Here is a 24,005-nt window from a genome sequence, read left to right on the forward strand (position 1 = left end):
TTACCAGTAGTACTTCAGAGACTTCGCCCAGGGCGTGGCGGAGTACTGGCCCTTGAGCGTGCGGAACCACTGCTTGCGCTGCACCGGGGCAATGTCCTGGCTGCCGCAGCCATTGAAGCCGCTGGGCGCGAAGCAGTTGATGGCGCGGAACAGCGCGTACGCGCGGTCCTCTTCCACCGCCTGCTTGTCGGCGATGACCTTGAGGTAGCCGTCCATGCGCGAGTAGGGCGTGCCGGGGAACAGCGACTCGCCCCCGCCCAGTTCGCGCTCGCTGGGCTGGGTGTCGAGGGGGAAGCCGTCCAGGCCGTTGCGCAGGATGAATTCGCCCAGGCAGTTCAGCGCCTTGGGCGGCTGCGGAGATTGCAGCAGGTCGCGGGCGACGTCGACGATCGCCGGGCACTCGTAGCCGCTGTCGTTCTTGCCGCCGGGCCACTGGAACAGCGACAGCGGCATGCTGCCGTAGAGGTAGCCGATGCTGGCGCCCAGGGGCTTGCCACTGCCATCGGTGGGCAGCAGGGAGAGGTCGTCGATGTAGGCCTGGTACTGGCCATGCAGCAGGTCCTTGTAGAGCAGGGCGAACAGCGCGGTATCGCGCTCTTCCACGGAGACGCTGGTGGATTTCGCCTGCTGGCGCAGCAGTTCGGGCCCCGCGATGTGGCGCAGGAGGATTTCGCGGATGATCGGCGTGTGCACCGGCGAGCCTTCGGCGAACACCTTCACCAGGCGGTCGCTGCGCTCATAGTTGAAGGCCAGGGCCAGCTCCAGCTGGTCGCGCTGCAGCGGCTGTACCGCCTGCGGCAACAGGCGCAACCAGAGTTTCTCGGCGGCGATCCAGTCGTTGCCGGCCTCGAGGGCGAAACCGCGCAGGACCTGCTGGCTGAAGGCAAGGTAGTCGAGCTTGGCGGGCGGCTCTTCGGGCAGCGACTTCAGCGCCTCGACGGGCTTTTCCTCGACATAGAGCTGGTAGGCCGCCGTCAGGTAGTCGTGCAGGCCGGGGTTCTTCGCGAAGAGGTCCTTCTGCGCGGCCAGTCCCGCAGCGTCCAGGGCGCGGGGCTCGCTGGGCTCGTGGTGGCGCATCTGCATCAGATCGAGCACCGCCAGCAGACGCGCATCGCGCACGTCGGCCGGGTGCGCGGTGACCAGCAGCTTGTTGTCGACTTCCTGCACCAGTTGGGCGAGATCGTCGGCATCCTCGCGGGCGAACAGCTCGGCGTACTCGCCGGCCAGCCGGCCTTCATCGCTCATCAGCCAGTAGACACGCCGCGTCAGGCCCTTGGCCGAGGCGCCGTAGCGGCCTTGTGGATAAGCCTTGAGGTAGTCGCCCAGCGCGGATTCGGCCTGGACGAGGATCTTCTTGTCGACCTTGCGCAGATCCGGGTAGCCCATCTCGTCGAAGGCGTTCTGCTGCGCCTGGTTGAGCAGCGCACGGGCGACCATGTAGCGCGAGGTTTCCTTCAGCCAGGCCTGGTCGCTGTCCTGCAGGCTACGGAAGGATTTCAGCGCGTCGGCGAAGCGCCCGCTGTAGAAGTCCGCCGCACCCTTGAGGTAAGTACGGTAGGCCTTGGCCGGGGCGCTCTGCAGGTCGCCCGGCAGCAGCACGCTGAGCTGGGTTTCGTCCCACTGGCAGGCACCCAGCAGGGTCAAACGCGCCCGGGCCAGGCCCTGGCGCTCGCCGGCGGTGAGGCTGTCGGCCAGCAGCAGCTGGCTGAGGAAGTCCTGGGCGGTGAGCGGATTGTTGCTGCGGCAGCGGCTGCCTTCGCCGCTGGCGAAGCTGTCGGCGGAGGACTGCACGGTATCCGCCGGCAGGCCGATGCGCGCGGCAAGATCGGCCAGGGAAGCGGTGCTGGTGCTGTCGGTCGCGTCTTCCGGGGCCGCGCCGTCGAGCCAGCGGGCCAGCGGGAAAGGCACCTGGCCGTAACCCAGCTGCTGCTCGTCGTCGGTCAGCGCGCGGTTGGGGATGCTGGCCTGGCCGGCATCGGCCAGCAGCAGTTGCAGATTGACCCGGCTATCGTTGCCCGGACTCAGGAAAGGCAGGCTGTTGCACACGTCCAGCGTGTCGCGCTTGAGGTTCCAGCTCGGATAACAGGAGTCGTCGCTGCTCGCGCGCGCCTCCTGCACGCCGAGGCAGCCGGTGATCAGGGCCAGCAGGGTCAGTCCGTACAGACGCATGAATGATCCTTGTCCGTTGGAGCCCGCACGCCGGGCCGGAATTCAGAGCAGGAAGAATCTTACCTCGCCGCGCCTGGTCTTGCCCGCCTGCATGGGGGCAAGACTGTAAAAGCGATCTACCGCACAGCAGGGCCTGCGACACATTGTCCAGCTGATTCCTTCTTTGTTCCGGCTCAAAGAAGGAATTTGCCGACCGGGTATTTCTTCTCCCAACGACAGATCGTCGAATACGGAGAGTTACCCATGCTTGATCAGGAAGAGATTTCGCTTTCCCGCCGCACCCTGCTGGCCGGCGCCGTGGTCCTGGGCGTCACCGGCAGCATGCTTGGCAGCGGCACGGCAATGGCCGACGGGGAGGCAGCGCCGAAGAACATGGGGCCGGCCGTGGACCTCTCGAAGCTGGAGCACGTCCAGGTCGAGCTGGTTGCGCCACCCTTCGTCCATGCCCACGAGCAGCGCGCCAAGGGCAAGCCCAAGGTCGTGCAGTTCCGCATGGTGATCGAGGAGAAGAAGCAGGTCATCGACGACGACGGCACCGAGATCCACGCCATGACCTTCAATGGCTCGGTGCCCGGGCCGATGATGGTGGTGCACCAGGACGACTACCTGGAACTCACCCTGGTCAACCCGGCGAGCAACACCCTGACCCACAACATCGACTTCCATGCCTCCACCGGCGCCCTGGGCGGCGGCGCGCTGACCATCATCCAGCCCGGCGAGGAAGTGAAACTGCGCTTTCGCGCCACCCGCCCCGGCGTGTTCGTCTACCACTGCGCACCGGGCGGCGCGATGATCCCCTGGCATGTGGTCTCGGGCATGAACGGGGCGATCATGGTGCTGCCGCGCGACGGCCTGAAAGACCGCGACGGCAAGGCGCTGAAGTACGACAAGGTGGTCTATATCGGCGAGCAGGACTTCTACGTCCCGCGCGACAAGGACGGCAACTTCAAGCGCTATGGTACGCCCATGGAAAGCTACAACGATATGCAGCAGGTCATGAAGGGGCTGATTCCCAGTCACATCGTGTTCAACGGCAAGGTCGGCGCCCTGACCGGCAAGAATGCGCTCAAGGCCAATGTCGGCGAGACCCTGCTGATCGTCCACTCCCAGGCCAACCGCGATACCCGCCCGCACCTGATCGGCGGCCATGGCGATCACGTCTGGGCTACCGGCAAGTTCAACAATCCGCCGGAAGAGGACCTGGAAACCTGGTTCATCCCCGGCGGTGCGGCCGGCGCGGCGCTGTACACCTTCCTGCAGCCGGGCCTGTACACCTACCTCAACCACAACCTCATCGAAGCGGTGCTGCTGGGCGCTGCGGCGCATATCCAGGTCGAAGGCCAATGGAACAACGACCTGATGAGCCAGATCCAGCCGCCCACTGCGATCAAGTAGGCCCCGAGGCCGGCCCATCCGGGCCGGCCCCTTCCCAGCAAACGATAACGACGACCGGGCAGACCATGCGCAAGACCATCCTGATCGGCGTACCCGTCGCGCTGCTGCTGGGCGGGGCTTTCCTCCTGCTGCGGCCACAGCACGCAGCGGAACTCGCACCGCAAACCGTGAGACTCGAACCCCGCGACTTCGACTTCCGTCCGGCGGGCGACTACTGGCTGGAGAAACAGGCAGTGGACGCGCCTTCGCGGCGAGAACACCTCGCCCCGCGCTTCGAAGTCATGAAATTCCAGGTCAGCCAGGGCGAATACGCCCGCTGCGTGGCCGAAGGCGATTGCCTGCCGCTGGGCAACAGCGCTCCCCGCGACGACCTGCCTCTCACCGGCGCCAGCCTGCTGGATGCGCAGCTCTACGCCGACTGGCTGTCCAGACGCACTGGCCAGCAGTGGCGGCTGCCGACCGATCGCGAGTGGGCCTTCTTCGCCGGCTCGCGCTGGGCCGACGATGCCCTGCGCATCGACGACGACGACGACGATGGCAGCAACCCCGCCCGGCGCTGGCTGGCGCGCTACCGCCTGGAAGCACAGACCCGCACGAGTGCCTCGGCGCTGCCCCAGGTGCGCGGCAATCACGGGCTCAATGAATACGGCGTGGCCGACCTGGGCGGCAATGTCTGGGAATGGACCCAGAGCTGCCATCAGCGGGTCAACCTCGACGCCCGCGGCGCACAGACCGAACGCGCCGAATACTGCTCGATCCGCATCGCCGAAGGTCGCCACCGGGCGGCGATCAACGATTTCGTCCGCGATGCCCGCGGTGGCGGCTGCAGCGCCGGGCAACCACCGGACAACCTCGGCTTCCGCCTGGTCAGGGACATCCCTTGATTCCCCTCAAGTTCCGCCACGGCCCTTAGCCGGTATGCTGCGGCGAACTGACGGGAATCATCGCCGTGACCGCCAATCTCTCGCTCCACCGCGCCTGGCTGGGCAGTTTGCCGCCCTTCGCCAACAGCAGCCGCGAGGAACAGGACGACATCCTCCGCCAGGCCAGCATCCTGCGCCTGGTCAGCGGCGCGGCCGTGTTCGAGCAGGGCGCGCCGGCGAGCAACTTCTACCTGCTGGTGCACGGCCGCCTGAAGGCCACCCAGCTCACCGGCGATGGCCAGCGGGTGCTGGTGCGGGTGGTCAATCCGGGCGACCTGTTCGGCTTCGTGCGCGCCCTGGGCCTTAGCAGTTACCCCGCGACCGCCACCGCCAACCGGGACAGCCTCGTGCTGGCCTGGCCCACCAGCCAGTGGGAACCGCTGCTGGCCCGCCACCCCGGTTTCGCCCTGAACACCGTCCAGGCCATCGGCGAGCGCCTGCAGGAAGCCCACGTACGTTTCTGCGAGCTGGCCACCGAAGAGGTCGAACGGCGCGTCGCGCATACCGTGCTGCGCCTGGTGCAGCAGTCCGGCCGAGCGGAAGCCGACGGTATCCGCATCGATTTCCCGGTGACCCGCCAGGACATCGCCGAAATGACCGGCACCACCCTGCACACCGTCTCGCGCATTCTCAGCGCCTGGGAAGAGCGTGGTCTGGTGCGCGGTGGCCGGCAGAAGCTGCTGGTGTGCAACCCGCAGCAGCTGATGCGAGTGGCCGGTGGCGACGAGCGGGAAGTGCTGGTCGAGGACGCTTGACTGCAATCAAGGAGCGTGGTGCGCGCCCTTCCCTAGACTGACCGCCTCCCTGCCAAGATTGACGGCCACCACGACTGCGGCCGCCGTACCCCACTCCGCCCGAGGCCAGCCATGACCGATACCCTCATCGAACGCACCCTGAGCGACCTGGCCCTCAGCCTGCTGGGCAGCTGTGCGCTGTTCCACGACTACAAGCTCGACTTCTGCTGTGCCGGCCAACGCAGCCTGGGCGAGGCCGCCAGCGAGCAGGGCCTGGACGCCCGGCGCATCGCCGAAGAACTGCAGGCGCTGCCACCGGTCAATGAGCAGACCGACTGGCGTCTGACCAGCAACGACCAGCTCATCGACCACATCCTCGAGCGTTACCACAAGGTCCACCGCGAGCAATTGCCGGCGCTGATCCCGCTGGCCGAACGGGTCGAGAAGACCCACGCCGCGCACCCGCAGTGCCCCGCCGGCCTGACGGCGCACCTGAAGACCATCCAGGAAGAGCTGGAATGGCACATGTGCAAGGAGGAGAGCGTGCTCTTCCCCTGGCTGCGCCAGGGCATCCCGCTGTCCCACGTGCAGGGCCCGATCGGCGTGATGCGCCATGAGCACGACGAGCACTCGCAATCCCTCGCCGTGCTGGCCGACCTGACCGACGACCTCACCGTGCCAGCGGACGGCTGCAACAGCTGGCGGCGTCTCTACAGCGGCCTGGAAGAACTGCGTCGCGACCTGATGCAGCACATCCACCTGGAGAACAACCTGCTGTTCCTCGGCGCCAACCACCCGGCCTGAGCGCCGAACCGGGAGCCAGGAGGGCGACCAGTGACAGCTTGCCTCACCACGCTGCCCGGCGGCATCGCACATACTGGCGGGATTGTCCCCGCCCAGGAGCGCCCCGCCATGCAAGCGCATCGCGTCCACCACCAGATTCTGTGCGGCCACCACCTGTTCAACGTGCTCAACGAGGAACAGCTGGAGCAGTTGCTCGCCACCAGCACGCTGCTCAACCTGGAGAAGGGCGACAAGCTGTTCCTCCAGGGCGAGCCGGCCCATGCCTTCTACTTCGTGATTTCCGGGGCGGTGAAAATCTACCGCCTGACGCCGGAGGGACAGGAGAAGGTGCTGGAGGTGGTCGGCAGCCGGCAGACCTTCGCCGAAGCCATGATGCTGATGGACACCCCCGACTACGTGGCCTCGGCCCAGGCGCTGGAGCCCACGCAGGTCTACCGCTTCGCCAACCGCACCTACATGGAGCTGCTGCACAGCAACCCGCAGCTGCCCTTCTCCCTGCTCGCCACCCTCTGCGTACGCCTGCACCGGCGGATCAACGAGATCGAAACGCTGTCGCTGAAGAACTCCACCCACCGCGTGGTGCGCTACCTGATCACCCAGCTCAATCGCCAGGGCAGCGAAATCAACCGCTTCGAGCTGCCGATGGCCAAGCAACTGGTGGCCGGGCACCTGTCGATCCAGCCGGAGACCTTTTCCCGCGTGCTACGGCGGCTGATCGACGAAAAGATCATCGACCTCGACGGACGCAACGTGCAGGTACTCGACGTCGCGCGGCTGGAACAGTTCGAGTAGGTCCATGCGCCAGTGCCTGTATTGCCAGCACGAGAGCCCCGAGGACGCTGCCGATTGCCCGCAGTGCGGGATGCCTCTGCCGCTTGATCAGGAACTGGCAAAGCAGCGCCGGCTGAAGCGCTTCGCCTGGTACTGCGCGATGCTCGCGGTGTTCTGCGCGGCGATGATGGTCTGGCTGCCGCGCTGAGGCCCGCTCGCCTGCTTTTCGTAGGACCGCGGGGAGCGCCTAGCCCTTGCTCGCGAACCTGGCCCCGCTGCGGGATTCGGTTCGCGAGCAAGCTCGCTCCTACAGAATGTGCCATCAGCCCCGTAGCTTCGTAGGGCGCATAACGCCCAGGCGTTATCCGCCGTGGCGGATAAAGCGTTCCGCTTCATTCGCCCTACATTCCTTGCTGGTCATCCCTGGCGACGGGTGAGTTGCCGATACAGCTGCGGCAGTTGCACCGGCAGCTGCGCCGGGTCGTTGAGCAGCAGGTAGCCCTGGCTGCCGAACAGGTGCGGCAGGTAGTCCGCGGCCTCGCGGTCGATGGTGATGCAGAACGGCACCAGCCCGGCGCGACGGGCTTCCAGCACCGCCTGGCGGGTGTCCTCGACGCCGTAGCGTCCCTCATACAAATCCAGGTCGTTGGGCTTGCCGTCGGTGAGGATCAGCAGCACGCGCTGGCGTTCCTTGCGCTCCAGCAATAACTGCGTGGCCCGGCGGATCGCCGCGCCCATGCGTGTGTAATAGCCAGGACGCAGCGCGCGGATGCGCCCGCGCACGGTGTCGTTGTGGCGCTCGTCGAAGGTCTTCAGCTGGGTCAGGCGCACCTGCTGCCGGCGCAGCGAGGAGAACCCGTACAGGGCGAAACGATCGCCAACTGCCTGCAGTGCCTCGCCGAAGAGCAACAGGCTGTCGCTGATCAGGTCGATGACGCGGTGGTCGTTGTCGATATGCGCGTCGGTGGACATCGACAGGTCCGCCAGCAGCAGGCACGCCAGGTCGCGGCGGGTTTGCCGTCGCTCAAGAAACAACCCCGGCTCGCTGCAGGCGCCCAGGCGTCGTTCGACGCTGAAATCCAGCCAGGCCTCCAGGTCCAGTTCGGCGCCCTGGGGTTGCCGGCGCAGCCACTGCGGCTGCTGGCGCAGGCTTTCGAACTGCCGGCGCAGCCGCCGCGCGATGGGCGCCAGAGCGTCCGGCAGCGGCGCCGGCACGGCATCGCGAGGCAGCATCGGCTGCAGGCAGACGTGGTCTTCGATCAGTTGCCGGCGGCGGTAATCCCATTCCGGCAGGCGGATACCCTCGCCCAGCGGCACGTCGTCGAAGTCGGCGGCGGGCAAATCGAGATCGAGCTTCAACCCGCCGCCCTTCTTCTGCCGTTGCCGGGACAGGCTCAGGTGATCGAGGTCGTCGGCAACCTTCGCTGCATCGAGGTCTTCGCTGTCATCGCCGGCGCGATCCAGTTCGATGTGCTCGGACCAGCTGAACAGATTCTCCAGACGGAACAGCAGCAGACCGCCACGGCCGGGGTCCTGTTCGACACGCTCGGCACGCTTGCGCGCCAGGCCCTTGGCTTCGCTGTGGGGGGAGCGGCCCTGCTCGGCGCCATCGATCAGGTCGGTGTGCTGCGGCGCGGCCAGGCGCTGCGGCGGGTAGAGCCACAGCGGCACCGGCCAGGGCGCCTTTTCACTTCGGGGCAGACGTTCGATGCTGCCCGGATCGCGCAGCGCCTGTTGCAGCGCCAGCTCCAGCTCCGCCTCGGCAGGCGGCAGCGTGCCCGGGTCAGGCCTCAGGCTGAGCAGGGCGTTCACCATTCGGTGATAGCGCGGGCGCAGCAGTGGGTAACGCTCCAGCACCGTTCGCGTCCAGGCCTGGTTATCACGGGCCCAGTGGCGCATCGGCTGGCTGTGGGCGGCGAGCAGCGCCAGCCAGCGGTAGAGTTCGCAGTTCAAGTCGGCGTCAGGGAATACCGCCAGCTGTGCCGGCAGGCGCAGGGAGTCGGCATCGAACCAGGCTACCGGCAGTTGCTGGCAGGTACCGGCAACCTGTTGCAGCAGGCTGCGGCGTACCAGCAGCTCACGGGCACTGGCCGCCTCCACGCCGACCCCGGCTTCGCCGCCGGTGCCACGGAACAGCAGCAGCAGGCTGCGCCGCACCTCCTCCAGGGCCACTGCCGCCTCTTCGAACTCCGGGCTGGCGCGGCGGGTGATGAAACGGTGCCAGGCGCGGCCGAAGCCTTCTTCGATTTCGAGGTGGATGGTCATGGCGACTCCGGGAGAAAGAAGGCACAGGGAGGCGCGGCACCGGATGCCGCGCCGAACCAGTCCCCTATCCCCTCAGGGAGGGGGCGCTAGAAGCGCTGACGGTCATCTCGCAGTCATCCGACAGGCGCTGTAAACGTCGAAAGGCCCGCCGCAAAGCGGACGGGCCCGGGTTGACGAGATCGATCAGCCCACCTGTGCCACGCCGGAAGCGACAGCCATACGACCGCGCTGACGGAAGCTCAGCAGGTAGCAGATCAGCCCGATGAAGAAGCCCACACCGGAGTACAGGCGCAGCCAGAAGAAGATCTTCAGTTGCTCGACCGTGGCCATGAATGGCATGGCAGCGCCATCGGCCGGCATGCGCTGCAGCCAGACCTGGACGATGCCGGCGGCGGTGAGCATCAGGGTGATCAGCAGCATGGCGATGGTCATCAGCCAGAAGCCCCAGATCTCCAGGCTCTGCGCACGGGCGTCAGGCGCTTCGCCGATGCCCCGCAGGCGCGGCATGGCGTAGCTGATCATGGTCATCACGATCATCGCGTAGGCGCCGTAGAAGGCCAGGTGCCCGTGGGCGGCGGTGAGCTGCGAACCGTGGGTGTAGAAGTTCACCGGGGCCAGGGTGTGCAGGAAGCCCCACACGCCGGCGCCGAGGAAGGCGGTCACGGTGGTGCCCAGCGCCCACAGTGCGGCGGCCTTGTTCGGGTGCTCGCGGCGGCGGCGGTTCACCATGTTGAAGGCGAACAGCACCATGGCGAAGAACGGCAGCGGCTCCAGCGCCGAGAAGATCGAGCCCAGCCACAGCCAGACCTGCGGCGCGCCGATCCAGAAGAAGTGGTGGCCGGTGCCGATGATGCCGGTGATCAGAGCCATGGCGATGATCACGTAGAGCCATTTCTCCACGACTTCGCGGTCGACGCCGGTGATCTTGATCAGCACGAAGGCCAGCATCGCGCCCATGATCAGTTCCCACACGCCTTCCACCCACAGGTGCACGACCCACCACCAGTAGTACTTGTCGCGCGACAGGTTCTCCGGGTTGTAGAAGGAGAACAGGAAGAACACCGCCAGGCCCACCAGGCCGGTCATCATCACCACGCTGACGGCGGTCTTGCGGCCTTTGAGCATGGTCATGCCGATGTTGAAGAGGAAGCCCAGCGCCACGACCACGATGCCCATCTTGGTGATGGTCGGCTGTTCGAGGAACTCCCGACCCATGGTCGGCAGCAACTCGTTGTGGGTCAGCCTGGCGAGACCCGCGTACGGCACGAACAGATAGCCGAGGATGGTCAGCACGCCGGCGATGGCGAAGACCCAGAACAGCACGATGGCCAGTTTCGGGCTGTACAGCTCACGGTCGGCCTCTTCGGGGATCAGGTAGTAGGCCGCACCCATGAAGGCGAACAGCAGCCAGACGATCAGCAGGTTGGTGTGCACCATCCGTGCGACGTTGAACGGGATAGCGGGGAACAGGAAGTCACCGACCACGTACTGCAGGCCCATGATCAGGCCGAAGACGATCTGCCCGACAAAGAGCATCAGGGCGAACACGAAGTACGGCTTGGCCACCGACTGCGAGGCGAATTTCAGATAGGGATTGCCCGGGGTCATGCTCAACCCTCCTTGTTCGGCGGCCATTTGTTGGTGTCGATCTTCGAGGTCCACAGCAGGAACGCCGCGAGATCGGTGACCTCCTGGTCGCTCAGGTGGAACTGCGGCATCTGCCGGCGGCCGGGGACGCCCAGCGGCTGCATCTTCATCCAGGCCGCGAGGAAGGAGCCGAAGGCGGCGTCGCCACCGCGGCGGATCGCGACGTTGCCCAGCTCCGGCGCAAAGTAGGCGCCTTCACCGAGGATGGAGTGGCACCCCACGCAGTTGTTCTGTTCCCACACCAGCTTGCCGCGCACCACCGACTCGGTGAGCTCACTCTCGTTGGTGCGCTTGGGGAAGGTGGTTTCGGTGTGATAGGTCAGCGCGAGGAACACCAGGAAGAAGAAAACGCCTCCTCCCAGGTAGATGTTCCTCGCCATCCCTTTGGTAAATGTCTCTGACATGGGGCCCTCCTAGGTCACGGTCGGGGCCATTGTAGAAACCGTCCCTGGCCGCCTCGCTTGATGGCAATCAAGAAAGACCAATGCTTCTAGTCGGGTATTTTTCCTACATGAAATCAGTGAGTTGCATGTAGGACGAGGATCGCCCCGGTAACCACCAGCGGCCAGCCAAGGAGCAGCGATTGCCACAGCCGCGGGCCATGGCCGAGTTCCATGAAGCGCAGCACGATGAGCCATGCCTTGCCCAGGCCCAGCAGCAGGATCACCGCCACCGGCACCAGGGCATCGGGCGCGTGGTGACCGAGCCAGACGGCGGCAGCGGACATCGGCAGCATCAGCAGCCAGGCAAGCAGCAGCGTGTTCACGAGCCAGGCGCCAGCACGTAGACCAGCGGGAACAGCACCACCCAGACCAGGTCGACCATGTGCCAATAGAGCGCGCCGGACTCCAGCCCACCCAGGGCATCGCCGCGGTAGGCGCCGCGCAGGCAGCGCAACGTCATCCAGCCGAGGATCACCAGCCCCAGCAGCACATGCAGAAAGTGGAAGCCGGTGATCAGCCAGAACAGGGTGAAGAAGGTGCTGTATTCCAGGTCCAGCCCCTGCGCGGCGAGGTGATGGTATTCGCCGGACTTGAGCACTACGTGGACCAGCCCCAGCAACACGGCAACCCCCAGCAGTGCAGCCGCACGCCGCTGCCGGCCGTGGCGCACCTGCTCCACCGCCAGCGCTGCGCAGAACCCGGCGGTAAGCAGTGTCAGGGTCAGCGCCAGGGCGGTGGACAGGTCCAGTTGCGCGCGGCCGGCACGGAAGCCTTCGACGTCCAGGTACTGGGCCACGGCGAAGACAATGATGAGGATGGCGAAGACGGTCAGTTCGGCGAGGATGAACAACCACATCGCCAGGTCGCCCGGCAGGTGCCGGGCATCGAGTGTCGCGTCAGGCGAAGTGGACATCGACCAGGTCCATCAGCGCGGCGACCGTGGCCTCGTCGTCCGACAACGGCTCGGCGAGCCCGGCGCGGCAGGCATCGCGGGGTGCCACGCCGGCGTTGAACAGCCGCGCGGTAAGCACCAGCAAGCGTGTCGAGCAGACTTCCTCCAGCTCCTGCCGGCCCAGCCGGCGCAGGGCCACGCCCAGCTGCGTCAGGCGTTGCGCCAGTTCCGGCGCGACCCCGGCCTCGCGGACGATGATCGCAGCCTCCGCTTCCGGCGCCGGATAGTCGAAGCGCAGGGCGACGAAGCGCTGGCGGGTGCTGGGTTTCATGCCCTTGAGCAGGTTCTGGTAGCCGGGGTTGTAGGACACCACCAACATGAAGCCGGGGGGCGCCACCAGGGATTCACCGGTGCGCTCGATGAACAGTTCGCGGCGATCGTCCGCCAGCGGGTGCAGCACGACCACGGTGTCCTGCCGCGCCTCGACCACTTCGTCGAGGTAGCAGATGCCGCCTTCGCGCACCGCGCGGGTCAGCGGGCCGTCCTGCCACCAGGTGCCGTCGCTGCCGATCAGGTGGCGGCCGACCAGGTCCGCTGCCGACAGGTCGTCATGGCAGGCCACGGTGTACAGCGGCAGGTTCAGGCGCTGCGCCATGTGCTGGACGAAGCGGGTCTTGCCGCAGCCGGTCGGGCCCTTGATCAGTACCGGCACGCCCTGCGCGGACGCCTGCGTGAACAGCGCCACCTCGTTGCCGGTCGGCTGATAGAAGAGCGGCGGATCGTTCTGCGCGGGGGCGTTCATGGCGGGCGACTCTCGGTTGGCAGTTGTCGGCTCGCACGCTAGCCAGCGCGGCGCAATGCCTCAAGCACGGCGCGGGAACTTCTTGATTGGCATCAAGCGGAAGCCGCAGGGGCCGCTCCTAGAATCGCCACAGACGCCGGGCGGGAAGCCGGCGAAAACGATCGGCGCCTCGAAGCGCCAGCCTGTGAGGAGAAGCGTTCATGAACAAAGCCCTGGTAGCCCTGCTGTTCGGCGGCCTGCTGGTCCAGACAACCGCAATGGCCAGCACCGGCGAGGAGCTGTTCAAGGCGAAGGCTTGCGTGGCCTGCCATTCGGTCGACAAGAAGCTCGTCGGCCCCGCTTTCCATGACGTTGCCGCCAAGTACGGCCCACAGGCCGACGGCGTTGCCTACATCACCAACAGCATCAAGACCGGCAGCAAAGGCAACTGGGGCCCGATCCCGATGCCCGCCAACGCCGTGAGCCCGGAAGAAGCCAAGACCCTGGCCGAGTGGATCGTCACCCTCAAGTGACCCGTTGCGTGAGATCGGCGCCCACCGCCTTCTGACGCAGTTCCGCCCGACCGGGCGATGGAGGAAGGAGGCCCCATGGCGGGCGTTCGCGATCTGTACAGGGCGCTGCTCGGCTGCCTGTTACTGATGCTTGGCCTGGCGGCGCACAGCGCCGACCTCAGCGATCTGGAGCGAACGCGCATCCAGCAGGTGTTCCCCCAGGCCGACCACATTGGCGAGCCCGAGGGCGAGTACGGCGTGCGGCGTCTGTCCCACGGCGACAAACTCTTGGGCTACGCCTTCCAGAGCATTCGTGTCACCCGCATTCCCGCGTATTCCGGCAAGCCGATCAACGTCCAGGTGATCCTCGATCCGCAGGCAGTGATCCGCGACATCTACGTCCTCGAACACCACGAGCCGATCCTGCTGATCGGCATTCCTGAAGAAAAACTCCACGCCTTCACCGCCGGCTACAGCGGCCTGCGCGCCGACCAGCGCGTGGCCGTGGGGCGCTCCGGCGATCCGCAGACGGTGACCGTGGATGCTGTCGCCGGCGCCACCGTGACGGTCATGGTGGTCAACGAGATCATCATGCGTGCTGCCCGTACCGTGGCGGTGTCGCTCAAGCTGATCAAGGACGACGGCCAGGTGCGACCCAAGCCCGCTATCGTCCGCACCGACGTTTATCAGCCGGCGAGCTGGCGCGAGCTGCTGGGCAATGGCGCGATCCGCCAGCTGAAACTGACCCGCGGGCAGATCGACGACGCCTTCAAGGGCACCGCCGCCGAAAAGGTCAACCAGGCCCGCGATGCGCAACAGCGCGAAGACACCTTCATCGATCTCTACACCGCCCTGCTCAACCCGCCCAACGTCGGCCGCAACCTGCTCGGCGACAAGCAATACCGCGAGCTGATGGAGTCCTTGAAGCCCAATGAATATGCCGTCGTGGTACTGGGCAGCGGCGAGTACTCCTTCAAGGGCTCGGGTTATGTGCGCGGCGGCATTTTCGACCGGGTGCAGATTCGCCAGTTCGGCGGCATCCTCAGTTTCCGCGACCTCGATTACCAGCGCCTGTCGGATACCTACGCAGAGGGCATGCCGCATTTCGCCGAGATGGCGATCTTCATCGTCCGCGCCGCACAACGCTTCGACCCCGGCGCACCCTTCGACCTGGAACTGCTGGTGCGGCGCCAGACCGGCCCGGTGGACAGCCTGTTCACCACCTTCGACCTCGGCTACCAGACGCCGGAGGGCTACCTCGACCGGCCGCAGCCCAGCGCGGCGGAACTGGAGGCCCTGGAGGATGCCAAGCGGCCAATGTGGCTGCGCGTCTGGTACCAGAAAAGCTTCCAGATCGGCGTGCTGCTCGGCGCCCTGGGGCTACTGGCGGGGATCCTCTTCCTGCAGGACAACCTGGCCCGTCGGCCGCAGCTGCTGCACTGGCTGCGCCGCGGCTATCTGCTGTTCACCCTGACCTACATCGGCTGGTACTGCCTGGGCCAGCTCTCGGTGGTGAACGTGCTGACCTTCGTCCACTCGCTGTTCGAAGGCTTCCGCTGGGAACTGTTCCTCATCGACCCGGTGCTGTTCATCCTCTGGACTTTCACCGCCGCCAGCATCCTGCTCTGGGGACGTGGCGTGTTCTGCGGCTGGCTGTGCCCGTTCGGCGCCCTGCAGGAACTGCTCAACGAGGCCGCACGCAAGCTCAAGGTGCCGCAGTTCGAGCTGCCCTTTGCCGTCCATGAGCGGCTCTGGGCGATCAAGTACATCGTCCTGCTGGTGCTGTTCGGCCTCTCCCTGGAGTCACTGTCCACCGCCGAGCGCTTCGCCGAGGTCGAGCCGTTCAAGACCGCCATCACCCTGCACTTCGATCGCCAATGGTGGTTCGTCGCCTACGTGGTGGTGTTGCTGGTCATCAACCTGTTCACCCGCAAGGTCTATTGCCGCTACGTCTGCCCGCTCGGCGCGGCGTTGGCGATCCCCGGCAAGGCCCGCCTGTTCGACTGGCTCAAGCGGCGCAAGGAATGCGGCCAGCCGTGCCAGCTCTGCGCCAAGGAGTGCGAGATCCAGGCCATCCACCCCGATGGAAGGATCAACGCCAACGAGTGCCACTACTGCCTCGACTGCCAGATGACCTACCACAACGAGCACAAGTGCCCACCGCTGGTGAACAAGCGCAAGAAGCGCGGCAAGCGCACGGCCACCAGTGACGACGACCAGCTGATCGCGGTGCAACAGATTTGACCATTTGCCTTAAGGAAGGAGCAGGACATGACTGACAAGAAGCAGCAACAGGACGAGATTGCCGGGCTCAGCCGGCGGGGATTCCTCGGCGCCTCCGCGGTAACCGGTGCCGCAGCGCTGGTAACGGCGGGCTCGATGGGTGCTTTCACATCGCGCGAGGCCTGGGCGGACGCGGTGAAGTCGGCGCAGGACAAGATCAATGTCGCCCCCGGCGAGCTGGATGAGTACTACGGCTTCTGGAGCGGCGGCCACCAGGGCGAGGTGCGGGTACTGGGCATTCCCTCGATGCGCGAGCTGATGCGCATCCCGGTGTTCAACGTCGACTCGGCCACTGGCTGGGGGCTGACCAACGAGAGCAAGCGCGTCCTCGGCGACAGCGCACGGTTCCACAACGGCGACTGCCACCATCCGCACATCTCGATGACCGACGGCAAGTACGACGGCAAGTACCTGTTCATCAACGACAAGGCCAACAGCCGCGTCGCACGCATCCGCCTGGACATCATGAAGTGCGACAGGATCACCACCATTCCCAACGTCCAGGCCATCCACGGCCTGCGCCTGCAGAAGGTGCCGCACACCCAATACGTGTTCTGCAACGCCGAGTTCATCATCCCGCACCCCAATGACGGCTCGACCTTCGACATCACCGGCGACAACGCCTTCACCATGTACAACGCGCTGGATGCCGAAACCATGGAAGTGGCGTGGCAGGTCATTGTCGACGGCAACCTCGACAACAGCGACATGGACTACACCGGCCGCTTCGCCGCCTCCACCTGCTACAACTCGGAAAAAGCCACCGATCTTGCCGGCATGATGCGCAACGAGCGCGACTGGGTGGTCGTGTTCGACGTCCCCGCCATCGAGAAGGAGATCAAGGCCAAGCGCTTCATCACCCTGGGCGACAGCAAGGTACCGGTGGTCGATGGCCGCAAGAAGGATGGCAAGGACAGCGCAGTCACCCGCTACATTCCGCTGCCGAAGAACCCCCACGGCCTCAACACCTCGCCGGACGGCAAGTACTTCATCGCCAACGGCAAGCTCTCGCCCACCTGCAGCATCATCGCCATCGACAAGCTGCCCGACCTGTTCGCCGGCAAGCTCAAGGACCCGCGCGACGTCATCGTCGGCGAGCCGGAACTGGGCCTGGGCCCGCTGCACACCACCTTCGACGGGCGCGGCAACGCCTACACCACGCTGTTCATCGACAGCCAGCTGGTGAAGTGGAACATCGATGACGCGATTCGCGCCTACCAGGGCGAGAAGGTCGACTACATCCGCCAGAAGCTCGACGTGCATTACCAGCCTGGCCACAACCACGCGACACTGACCGAGACCAAGGAAGCCGACGGCAAGTGGATCGTCGTGCTCAGCAAGTTCTCCAAGGACCGCTTCCTGCCCACCGGCCCGCTGCACCCGGAGAACGACCAGCTGATCGACATCTCCGGCGACGAGATGAAACTGGTGCACGACGGCCCCACGTTCGCCGAGCCGCATGACTGCATCCTGGCCCGCCGCGACCAGATCAAGACCCGCAAGATCTGGACGCGCGACGATCCCTTCTTCGCCGAGACCGTGGCGATCGCCAAGCGCGACGGCATCGACCTGATGCAGGACAACAAGGTCATTCGCGACGGCAAGAAGGTTCGCGTGTACATGACCTCGTCCGCTCCCGCCTATGGCCTCACCGAGTTCACCGTGAAGCAGGGCGACGAAGTGACCGTCACCATCACCAACCTGGACGAGATCGAGGACGTCTCCCACGGCTTCGTCGTGGTCAACCACGGCGTCAGCATGGAGGTCAGCCCGCAACAGACCTCCTCCATCACCTTCACCGCCGACAAGCCCGGCCTGCACTGGTACTACTGCAGCTGGTTCTGCCATGCGCTGCACATGGAAATGGTCGGCCGCATGCTGGTGGAAAAGGCCTGATATCCGCGCCCCTGGCCCCGCCGGCAGCCGCCGGCGGGGCATCGACGAGAAGGTGTTGCATGGGACTCATCAGGCCTGGCCTTGCCCTGTCGCTGTTGCTCGCGACAAGCGCCCAGGCGCAACCACAAGCCATCGACCAGTTGCCGCTGCAGGGCGATGGCGACATCCGCACCCTGCCGGCCGGCACCTACACCGGCAACTTCACCATCGACCAGCCACTGCATCTGCGCTGTGCGCCCGGCGCCGTGATCGACGGCCAGGGTGCCGGCAGCACGCTGCATGTGCGCGTGCCCGGCGTGACCATCGAGAACTGCACCCTGCGCAACTGGGGGCGTGACCTGACGGCCCTGGACGCGGCGATCTTCGTCGACAAGGCCGCGCGCGGCACCGTGGTGCGTAGCAATGACCTGCAAGGCGCCGGCTTCGGCATCTGGCTGGATGCAACGGCCGACGTCCAGGTGCTCGACAACCGCATCCAGGGCGACCCCAGCGTGCGCTCCCAGGACCGCGGCAACGGCGTCCACCTCTACGCGGTGAAGAATGCCCTGGTGCGCGGCAACCAGGTCCGCCAGACCCGCGACGGCGTGTACATCGACACCTCCAACGACAGCACCATCGAAGGCAACCTCTTCGAAGACCTGCGCTACGGCGTGCACTACATGTTCACCCATAACAGCCGCGTCATCGGCAACACCACCCGGCACACCCGCACCGGCTACGCGCTGATGCAGAGCCGCAAGCTCACCGTGATCGGCAACCGTTCGGTGGATGACCAGAACTACGGCATCCTGATGAACTACATCACCTATTCCACCCTCACCGGCAATCGTGTCGAAGCCGTGCGCAGCGGCGATGGCGGCGGCGACGCAATGATCGCCGGGGCCGAGGGCAAGGCCCTGTTCATCTACAACTCGCTGTTCAACCGCATCGAGAACAACCGCTTCGAAAGCAGCGCCCTGGGCATCCACCTGACCGCCGGCTCCGAGGACAACCGCATCAGCGGCAATGCCTTCATCGGCAACCGCCAGCAGGTCAAGTACGTCGCCAGCCGCACCCAGGAATGGTCCGCCGACGGGCGCGGCAACTACTGGAGCGACTACCTGGGCTGGGACCGCAATGCCGACGGCGTCGGCGATGTTGCCTACGAACCCAACGACAAGGTCGATCAACTGCTGTGGATGTACCCACAAGTGCAGTTGCTGATGACCAGCCCCGCGATCGAACTGCTGCGCTGGGTCCAGCGCGCGTTTCCCGTCACCCGCCCACCCGGCGTGCGCGACAGCTTCCCGCTGATGCGCGCCCCTGATCTGGAGGCGCAACCATGAACCCCGTCGAGATCCAAGACGCAACCCTGGACTACGGCGGCTTCACCGCGCTGCATGGCCTCGACCTGCAACTGGGCGCCGGCGAAGTCCTCGGCCTGCTGGGGCATAACGGCGCCGGCAAGACCACCACGATCAAGCTGATCCTCGGCCTGCTGCGTCCGACACGAGGCAGCGTGCGCGTCCTCGGCCAATCGCCGGGAGACCCGGCGGTGCGTCGGCGCATCGGCTTCCTGCCGGAGAACGTGACCTTCTACCCTCAGCTCAGCGGCCGCGAGACGCTGCAGCACTTCGCCCGGCTCAAGGGCGCACGGCCCGCCGAGGTGGACGAACTGCTCGAGCAGGTCGGCCTCGGCCACGCCGCGCAGCGCCGGGTGAAAACCTACTCCAAGGGCATGCGCCAGCGCCTTGGCCTGGCCCAGGCGCTGCTCGGCCAGCCGCAACTGCTGCTGCTCGACGAACCCACCGTCGGCCTCGACCCGCTGGCCACCATCGAGCTTTACCAGTGGCTGGACCGCCTGCGCGCACAGGGCACCGGGATCATCCTCTGTTCCCATGTGCTGCCCGGAGTGGAGTCGCACATCGACCGCGCCGCGATCCTTGCCAAGGGCCGGCTGCTCACCGCCGGCAGCCTCGCTGACCTGCGCCGCGATGCCAGGCTGCCAGTGCGCATCCGCTACGCCGGCAGGCTCGACGGCGACTGGCCGCAACACTGGCGCGAGGCAGGTCATGGCGTTACCGCCCTGGATGGCCGGCGCGTGGAGGTGCGGGTCGGCGAAGCGCACCAGCACGAAGTGCTCAGCGTGCTGCTCGCCGAGCAAGCACAGGAGCTCGAGGTGTTGCCGCCGTCGCTGGAAGACCTCTATCGGCACCACATGCAAAGCGCGCACGCGGGAGTCCCGACATGACCATGATCTGGAACATCGCCCGCAAGGAGCTCGCCGACGGCCTGCGCAATCGCTGGCTGCTCGCCATCAGCCTGCTGTTCGCGCTGCTCGCAGTCGGTATCGCCTGGCTGGGTGCGGCCGCCAGCGGACAGGTGGGCTTCACTTCGCTACCGGCAACGCTGGCCAGCCTGACCAGCCTGGCGACCTTCCTGATGCCGCTGATCGCCCTGCTGCTGGCCTACGACGCCATCGTCGGCGAGGAGGAAGGCGGCACCCTGTTGCTACTGCTGACCTACCCGCTGGGCCGCGGGCAGCTTCTGGTCGGCAAGTTCCTCGGCCATGGCCTGATTCTCGGTCTCGCCACGTTGCTGGGCTTCTCCGCCGCCGCGTTGGCCATTGCCGTACTGGTGCCGGGCATCCCGCTGGGGCAACTGCTGGGCTCCTTCGCCCGCTTCATCCTCTCGTCCTGCCTGCTCGGCTGGACTTTCCTGGCCATGGCCTATGCGCTGAGCAGCCGGGTCAGCGAGAAGTCCACCGCCGCCGGGCTGGCGCTGGGCGTGTGGTTCTTCTTCGTGCTGCTGTTCGACCTCGCGCTGCTCGCCCTGCTGGTGATCGGCAAGGGCCAGCTCAGCGCCAACCTGCTGCCCTGGCTACTGCTGCTCAACCCGACCGACCTTTACCGGCTGATCAACCTGCCCGATTTCGGTGCCGAACTGGGCGGCGTGCTGACCCTCGGCCGGGATCTGGCCGTTCCCGTCGCGGCACTCTGGCTGGCGCTGTGCGCCTGGACCCTGGCCGCGCTGGCGCTGGCCTACGCGCTGTTCCGCCGGCGCCCGATCTGACTTGAGGAGTTTCACCATGCTGCTGTCCCGCTCCCTTCGCCTGGGTTTCACCGCCGGCATCCTCGCCCTGCTGCTCGGCGGCTGCGACGATGCCGCCCGGCAAAACGCCAATCTCGCTCCGGTGCCTTTCCAGAACGGCGAGGAATGCCACGTGTGCGGCATGAACATCGGCGACTTCGCCGGGCCGAAAGGCGAAGCCGTGGCCCCCGGCGCAGTGCGCAAGTTCTGCTCCACCGCCGAGCTGCTGGGCTGGTGGCTGCAGCCGGAAAACCAGCACAGCGGCGCGCGCCTGTACGTGCACGACATGGCCCGCAGCGACTGGAACCACCCCGATGACCGCCACCTGATCGACGCCACCAGCGCGTTCTACGTGGTCGGGGTGAAGCGCCCCGGCGCCATGGGCGCCACGCTGGCATCATTCGCCGACCGCGCGGACGCCGACCGCATGGCCACCGCCGAAGGCGGGCGAGTACTGCGCTTCAGCGAAATCGACCAGAGCGTGCTACAGGACGTGTCCGGCGACCACCAGCATCACTGAACCAGCCGGTCGCTTCTCTCCAGCAACGCCAGGCAGGCATCGGCCGGCACGGGCTGGCTGATCAGGTAACCCTGGATTTCGTCGCAGCCGTGGGCGCGCAGGAAGCGCAGCTGTTCGGCGTGCTCGACGCCCTCCGCCACCACTTTCAGTTCCAGGCTGTGCGCCATGGCGATGATCGCGCGGGTGATGGCCGCGTCCTCGCCGCGCTCCGACAGGTCGCGGATGAAGGTCTGGTCGATCTTCACATAGTCCACCGGGAAGCGCTTCAGGTAGCTGAGCGAGGAATAGCCGGTGCCGAAGTCGTCGATGGCCAGCTTCACGCCCATCTCGCGCAGCTGGCGGAAGGTCGCGGTGACGCTCTCGACGTTGTCCAGCAGTTGGCTTTCGGTCAATTCCAGCTCCAGCAGGTACGACGGCAGGCCGGTTTCCTCCAGCACGGTCCGCACCAGGTCGACCAGATTGCCGGTGCGCAACTGGTGCACCGACAGGTTGACCGACACCCGCAGCTCGCGCCCCTGGCGCTGCCACGCGCGGGCCTGCTGGCAGGCGCGGCGCAGGACGAACTCGCCGATGGCGCCGATCAGCCCGGTCTCCTCGGCCAAGCCGATGAAATCGCCCGGCGGCACCATGCCCATCTCCGGATGGCGCCAGCGCACCAGTGCCTCGGCGCTGTCCAGGCGCTCGTTGGCGAGGTTCAGCTTGGGCTGGTAGTGCACGTCCAGCTGCCCCTCGTCGATGGCCTTGCGCAACCGCGTCTCCAGCTGCAGGCGCTCCAGGGTGCAGGCCTGCAGGTTGTCGGTGAAGAACTGGAAGGTATTCCCGCCCAGGTGCTTGGCATGCTGCATGGCCATGTTCGCCTGGCTCATCAGCGCGGAGATTTCCCAGGCGTTGTCCGGCAGCAGGCTGATGCCGACCGAGGCACTGACCACCAGTTCGTGGCCGCCCACGGTCATCGGCGTGCGCAGCTTCGCCAGCAGCCGGCTGGACAGCCGCGCCAGCGCGGCAAGGCTGGCGTAGGAGTCGATCAGCACGGCGAACTCGTCGCCGGACAAGCGGGCGATGGTGTCGGCCTCGGGCACCGTCTGGGTCATGCGCCGCGACATCTGCCGCAGCAACTGGTCGGCGACCTCGTGGCCGAGGCTGTCGTTGAGCAGCTTGAAGCGGTCCAGGTCGATCAGCAGCAGCGCCGCCGTGCGGCCTTCCTGGCGCGCCCGCTGGCTGGCCTCGTGCAGGCGCTCCTTGAACAGCGTGCGGTTGGCCAGCCCGGTGAGTTCGTCGTAGTGCGACAGGTAGCGCAGGCGCTCCTCGGCATCGCGGCGGGCGGTGAGGTCGGCGAAGAAGCCGACCACATGGGCCACCGCTCCCCGGCTGTCACGCACCACGTTGAGCTGCAGCCACTGGGGGTACAACTCGCCGTTCTTGCGCGTCTCGATCAGCTCGCCCTGCCAGGTGCCCTGGCGCTCCAGCTCGGTGCGGATCGACTGGTAGCGCCGCAGGCTCTCCGCCGAGCCCATCAGCCGCGCGACGTTGTGCCCCAGCAACTCCTCGCGGCGGTAGCCGGTGAGTGAGGTGAAGGCCTCGTTGATGGCGATCAGGCGGTAATCGGGGTCGAGGATGATGATGCCTTCGCTGGCGGCCTCGAACACCGTGGCGGCCAGGCGCTGTTCCTCCTCGCGCAGCTTGCGCGGGGAGATGTCGGCGCGGGTGCCGACCATCCGCGTGACCTGCCCGCGACCATCGCGCTCCATCACCCGGCCACGGTCTTCCACCCAGACCCAGTGGCCGGCGGCGTGGCGCACGCGGTATTCGATGCGGTAGCCGTCGGTGCGGCCCTTGAGGTGCTCGACCAGTGCGCGGCGCAGCAGCGGTACGTCGTCGGGGTGCAGGCGCGGGCGCAGGTCGTTGCGCACGCTCTTCACCGATTCCTGGGTGATGCCGAAGATCTCCTCCAGGTGCGAGTGGTGCACTTCGTCGGTCAGCAGGTTCCAGTCCCACAGGCCCAGCTCGCTGGCCTCCAGCGCCAGGGCCAGGCGCGCCTCGGTGTGGCTGAGCTTGGCGCTGCCTGCCTCCACTCGCTCCTGCAGCGCGTCGCGGGCGCGGCACAGTTCGCGCTCGGCGCGGCGGCGCTGCTCGACTTCACGCTCCAGGTCCTGGTTCAGCGCCTCGGTCTGTGCGTTGGCGCGCTCCAGGTGCGCCACCAGCGCCTGGGCCTGGAAACGCCGCAGCAGGCCGACGTGGACGACCCGATGAATCTGCCAGGCCACCACCAGCAGCGCGGCCAGCAGGATCACCCCGAGCACGCCCCAGCCCTGCTGCAACGGGTTATCGCTGATCAATAAATAGGCAATGGACGGAAACAGGCAGGGCAAGGCGAAGGTGAGAAAGGCCGGCAGGCTGACCGCGTAGGCGACACTGGCGGACAGGATGGCCGCGGCGATCAGGCCGAACACCAGGGATTGCTGGAGGAAGGCATCCGGCGGGACCAGGGCGATCGCGGCAAAGGCCAGGGTCAGGCCCGAAGCCCCGGCGCCGAACAGGAAGGTGCGCTGCCAGTGCGGGCTGGCCTGGCGCTCGGCGGAAGCGGCATTGAAGGCGGAGACCTGGATCAGCCGCAGCACGGCCAGCAGCACCAGCCAGACCAGCCAGCCGGCCAGCAGCCCCGGCTGCACGTAGTCCCACAACAGCCCGGCGCAGGCCAGGCCATTGAGCAGCATGAGCAGGGTCGGCACCCGCGAGCCCTGGTAGAGCAGGCGCGTGCGTTCGACGGCAATTTCGTGAGCGTACTGCTGGCGGATCTCGGCATGGCTCACCGGGATCGCCGAAGGCTCTACATAAGCGGTCATAGGCGTTTTTCTTGTAGGTTCTGGCCTAGGCGTCGGCGGAGCATACCCGAGGAGCTAG

Annotated in this window: 21 protein-coding genes; 13 read left to right on the forward strand and 8 right to left on the reverse strand. The window is 66.5% G+C overall.

Features of this window, described 5'->3' with window-relative positions; translation table 11 throughout:
- Positions 1–2,169: an outer membrane assembly lipoprotein YfiO gene (locus LDJ84_RS29510; RefSeq protein ID WP_065083735.1), complete on the reverse strand. Its 2,169-nt coding sequence runs from the start codon at positions 2,167–2,169 to the stop codon at positions 1–3.
- A 243-nt stretch (positions 2,170–2,412) separates the two neighbouring features.
- Between LDJ84_RS29510 and nirK the strand changes: the two genes are divergently transcribed.
- From nirK to LDJ84_RS29540, 6 genes are all read left to right on the forward strand, one after another.
- Positions 2,413–3,564 (forward strand): copper-containing nitrite reductase, encoded by a 1,152-nt coding sequence (gene nirK, locus LDJ84_RS29515; RefSeq protein ID WP_024766111.1) that lies wholly within the window; start codon positions 2,413–2,415, stop codon positions 3,562–3,564.
- Positions 3,565–3,629: 65 nt separating this feature from the next.
- A complete protein-coding gene (locus tag LDJ84_RS29520; protein WP_038803434.1) occupies positions 3,630–4,448 on the forward strand; it encodes a formylglycine-generating enzyme family protein in 819 nt (272 codons plus the stop codon).
- A gap of 65 nt (positions 4,449–4,513) precedes the next feature.
- On the forward strand, positions 4,514–5,242 hold the full coding sequence (locus LDJ84_RS29525; protein ID WP_024766110.1) for a Crp/Fnr family transcriptional regulator: 729 nt from the start codon (positions 4,514–4,516) through the stop codon (positions 5,240–5,242).
- A gap of 111 nt (positions 5,243–5,353) precedes the next feature.
- Positions 5,354–6,025: an iron-sulfur cluster repair protein YtfE gene (gene ytfE, locus LDJ84_RS29530; protein WP_226045667.1), complete on the forward strand. Its 672-nt coding sequence runs from the start codon at positions 5,354–5,356 to the stop codon at positions 6,023–6,025.
- 108 nt (positions 6,026–6,133) lie between these two features.
- A complete protein-coding gene (locus LDJ84_RS29535; protein ID WP_024766109.1) occupies positions 6,134–6,817 on the forward strand; it encodes a Crp/Fnr family transcriptional regulator in 684 nt (227 codons plus the stop codon).
- 4 nt (positions 6,818–6,821) lie between these two features.
- Entirely contained in the window at positions 6,822–7,004 is a 183-nt protein-coding gene (locus LDJ84_RS29540) for a hypothetical protein (protein ID WP_024766108.1), read from the forward strand.
- Between the two features lie 209 nt (positions 7,005–7,213).
- Here the strand turns inward: LDJ84_RS29540 and LDJ84_RS29545 are convergent, their stop codons facing one another.
- From LDJ84_RS29545 to LDJ84_RS29570, 6 genes are all read right to left on the reverse strand, one after another.
- Positions 7,214–9,061 carry a nitric oxide reductase activation protein NorD gene (locus LDJ84_RS29545; RefSeq protein WP_169889318.1) on the reverse strand — a complete coding sequence of 616 codons (1,848 nt, stop codon included), beginning with the start codon at positions 9,059–9,061 and terminating at the stop codon, positions 7,214–7,216.
- A gap of 183 nt (positions 9,062–9,244) precedes the next feature.
- Entirely contained in the window at positions 9,245–10,669 is a 1,425-nt protein-coding gene (locus LDJ84_RS29550) for a cbb3-type cytochrome c oxidase subunit I (protein WP_169889320.1), read from the reverse strand.
- 2 nt (positions 10,670–10,671) lie between these two features.
- Positions 10,672–11,112 carry a c-type cytochrome gene (locus LDJ84_RS29555; RefSeq protein ID WP_024766105.1) on the reverse strand — a complete coding sequence of 147 codons (441 nt, stop codon included), beginning with the start codon at positions 11,110–11,112 and terminating at the stop codon, positions 10,672–10,674.
- 113 nt (positions 11,113–11,225) lie between these two features.
- Positions 11,226–11,474, reverse strand: a complete 249-nt coding sequence (locus LDJ84_RS29560) for a cytochrome C oxidase subunit IV family protein (protein ID WP_226045668.1) — start codon at positions 11,472–11,474, stop codon at positions 11,226–11,228.
- Positions 11,471–12,064: a cytochrome c oxidase subunit 3 gene (locus LDJ84_RS29565; protein ID WP_065083741.1), complete on the reverse strand. Its 594-nt coding sequence runs from the start codon at positions 12,062–12,064 to the stop codon at positions 11,471–11,473. Before LDJ84_RS29565 ends, LDJ84_RS29560 begins: the two co-directional genes overlap by 4 nt.
- On the reverse strand, positions 12,048–12,845 hold the full coding sequence (locus LDJ84_RS29570) for a CbbQ/NirQ/NorQ/GpvN family protein (RefSeq protein WP_024766102.1): 798 nt from the start codon (positions 12,843–12,845) through the stop codon (positions 12,048–12,050). The genes LDJ84_RS29565 and LDJ84_RS29570 overlap by 17 nt, the downstream gene beginning before the upstream one ends.
- 200 nt (positions 12,846–13,045) lie before the next feature.
- Here LDJ84_RS29570 and LDJ84_RS29575 point away from each other — a divergent pair, with 200 nt between their 5' ends.
- The 7 genes from LDJ84_RS29575 (at position 13,046) to LDJ84_RS29605 (ending at position 21,104) form a co-directional block, all read left to right on the forward strand.
- Positions 13,046–13,357 carry a c-type cytochrome gene (locus LDJ84_RS29575; RefSeq protein WP_024766101.1) on the forward strand — a complete coding sequence of 104 codons (312 nt, stop codon included), beginning with the start codon at positions 13,046–13,048 and terminating at the stop codon, positions 13,355–13,357.
- A gap of 75 nt (positions 13,358–13,432) precedes the next feature.
- On the forward strand, positions 13,433–15,580 hold the full coding sequence (gene nosR / locus LDJ84_RS29580) for a transcriptional regulator NosR (protein WP_226045669.1): 2,148 nt from the start codon (positions 13,433–13,435) through the stop codon (positions 15,578–15,580).
- Positions 15,581–15,607: 27 nt separating this feature from the next.
- A complete protein-coding gene (nosZ, locus tag LDJ84_RS29585) occupies positions 15,608–17,515 on the forward strand; it encodes a TAT-dependent nitrous-oxide reductase (protein ID WP_226045670.1) in 1,908 nt (635 codons plus the stop codon).
- 59 nt (positions 17,516–17,574) lie between these two features.
- On the forward strand, positions 17,575–18,840 hold the full coding sequence (locus LDJ84_RS29590; RefSeq protein WP_226045671.1) for a nitrous oxide reductase family maturation protein NosD: 1,266 nt from the start codon (positions 17,575–17,577) through the stop codon (positions 18,838–18,840).
- Positions 18,837–19,745 carry an ABC transporter ATP-binding protein gene (locus tag LDJ84_RS29595; protein WP_226045672.1) on the forward strand — a complete coding sequence of 303 codons (909 nt, stop codon included), beginning with the start codon at positions 18,837–18,839 and terminating at the stop codon, positions 19,743–19,745. The genes LDJ84_RS29590 and LDJ84_RS29595 overlap by 4 nt, the downstream gene beginning before the upstream one ends.
- Positions 19,742–20,566 carry an ABC transporter permease gene (locus tag LDJ84_RS29600; protein ID WP_024766096.1) on the forward strand — a complete coding sequence of 275 codons (825 nt, stop codon included), beginning with the start codon at positions 19,742–19,744 and terminating at the stop codon, positions 20,564–20,566. Before LDJ84_RS29595 ends, LDJ84_RS29600 begins: the two co-directional genes overlap by 4 nt.
- A gap of 16 nt (positions 20,567–20,582) precedes the next feature.
- Positions 20,583–21,104, forward strand: a complete 522-nt coding sequence (locus LDJ84_RS29605; RefSeq protein WP_052239096.1) for a nitrous oxide reductase accessory protein NosL — start codon at positions 20,583–20,585, stop codon at positions 21,102–21,104.
- Here LDJ84_RS29605 and LDJ84_RS29610 read toward each other — a convergent pair.
- Positions 21,098–23,947, reverse strand: a complete 2,850-nt coding sequence (locus tag LDJ84_RS29610) for an EAL domain-containing protein (protein ID WP_024766095.1) — start codon at positions 23,945–23,947, stop codon at positions 21,098–21,100. The genes LDJ84_RS29605 and LDJ84_RS29610 overlap by 7 nt on opposite strands.
- Positions 23,948–24,005 lie beyond the last annotated feature (58 nt).

The sequence above is a fragment of the Pseudomonas sp. HS-18 genome (assembly GCF_020401845.1).
Taxonomy (GTDB): Bacteria; Pseudomonadota; Gammaproteobacteria; order Pseudomonadales; family Pseudomonadaceae; genus Pseudomonas; species Pseudomonas nitroreducens.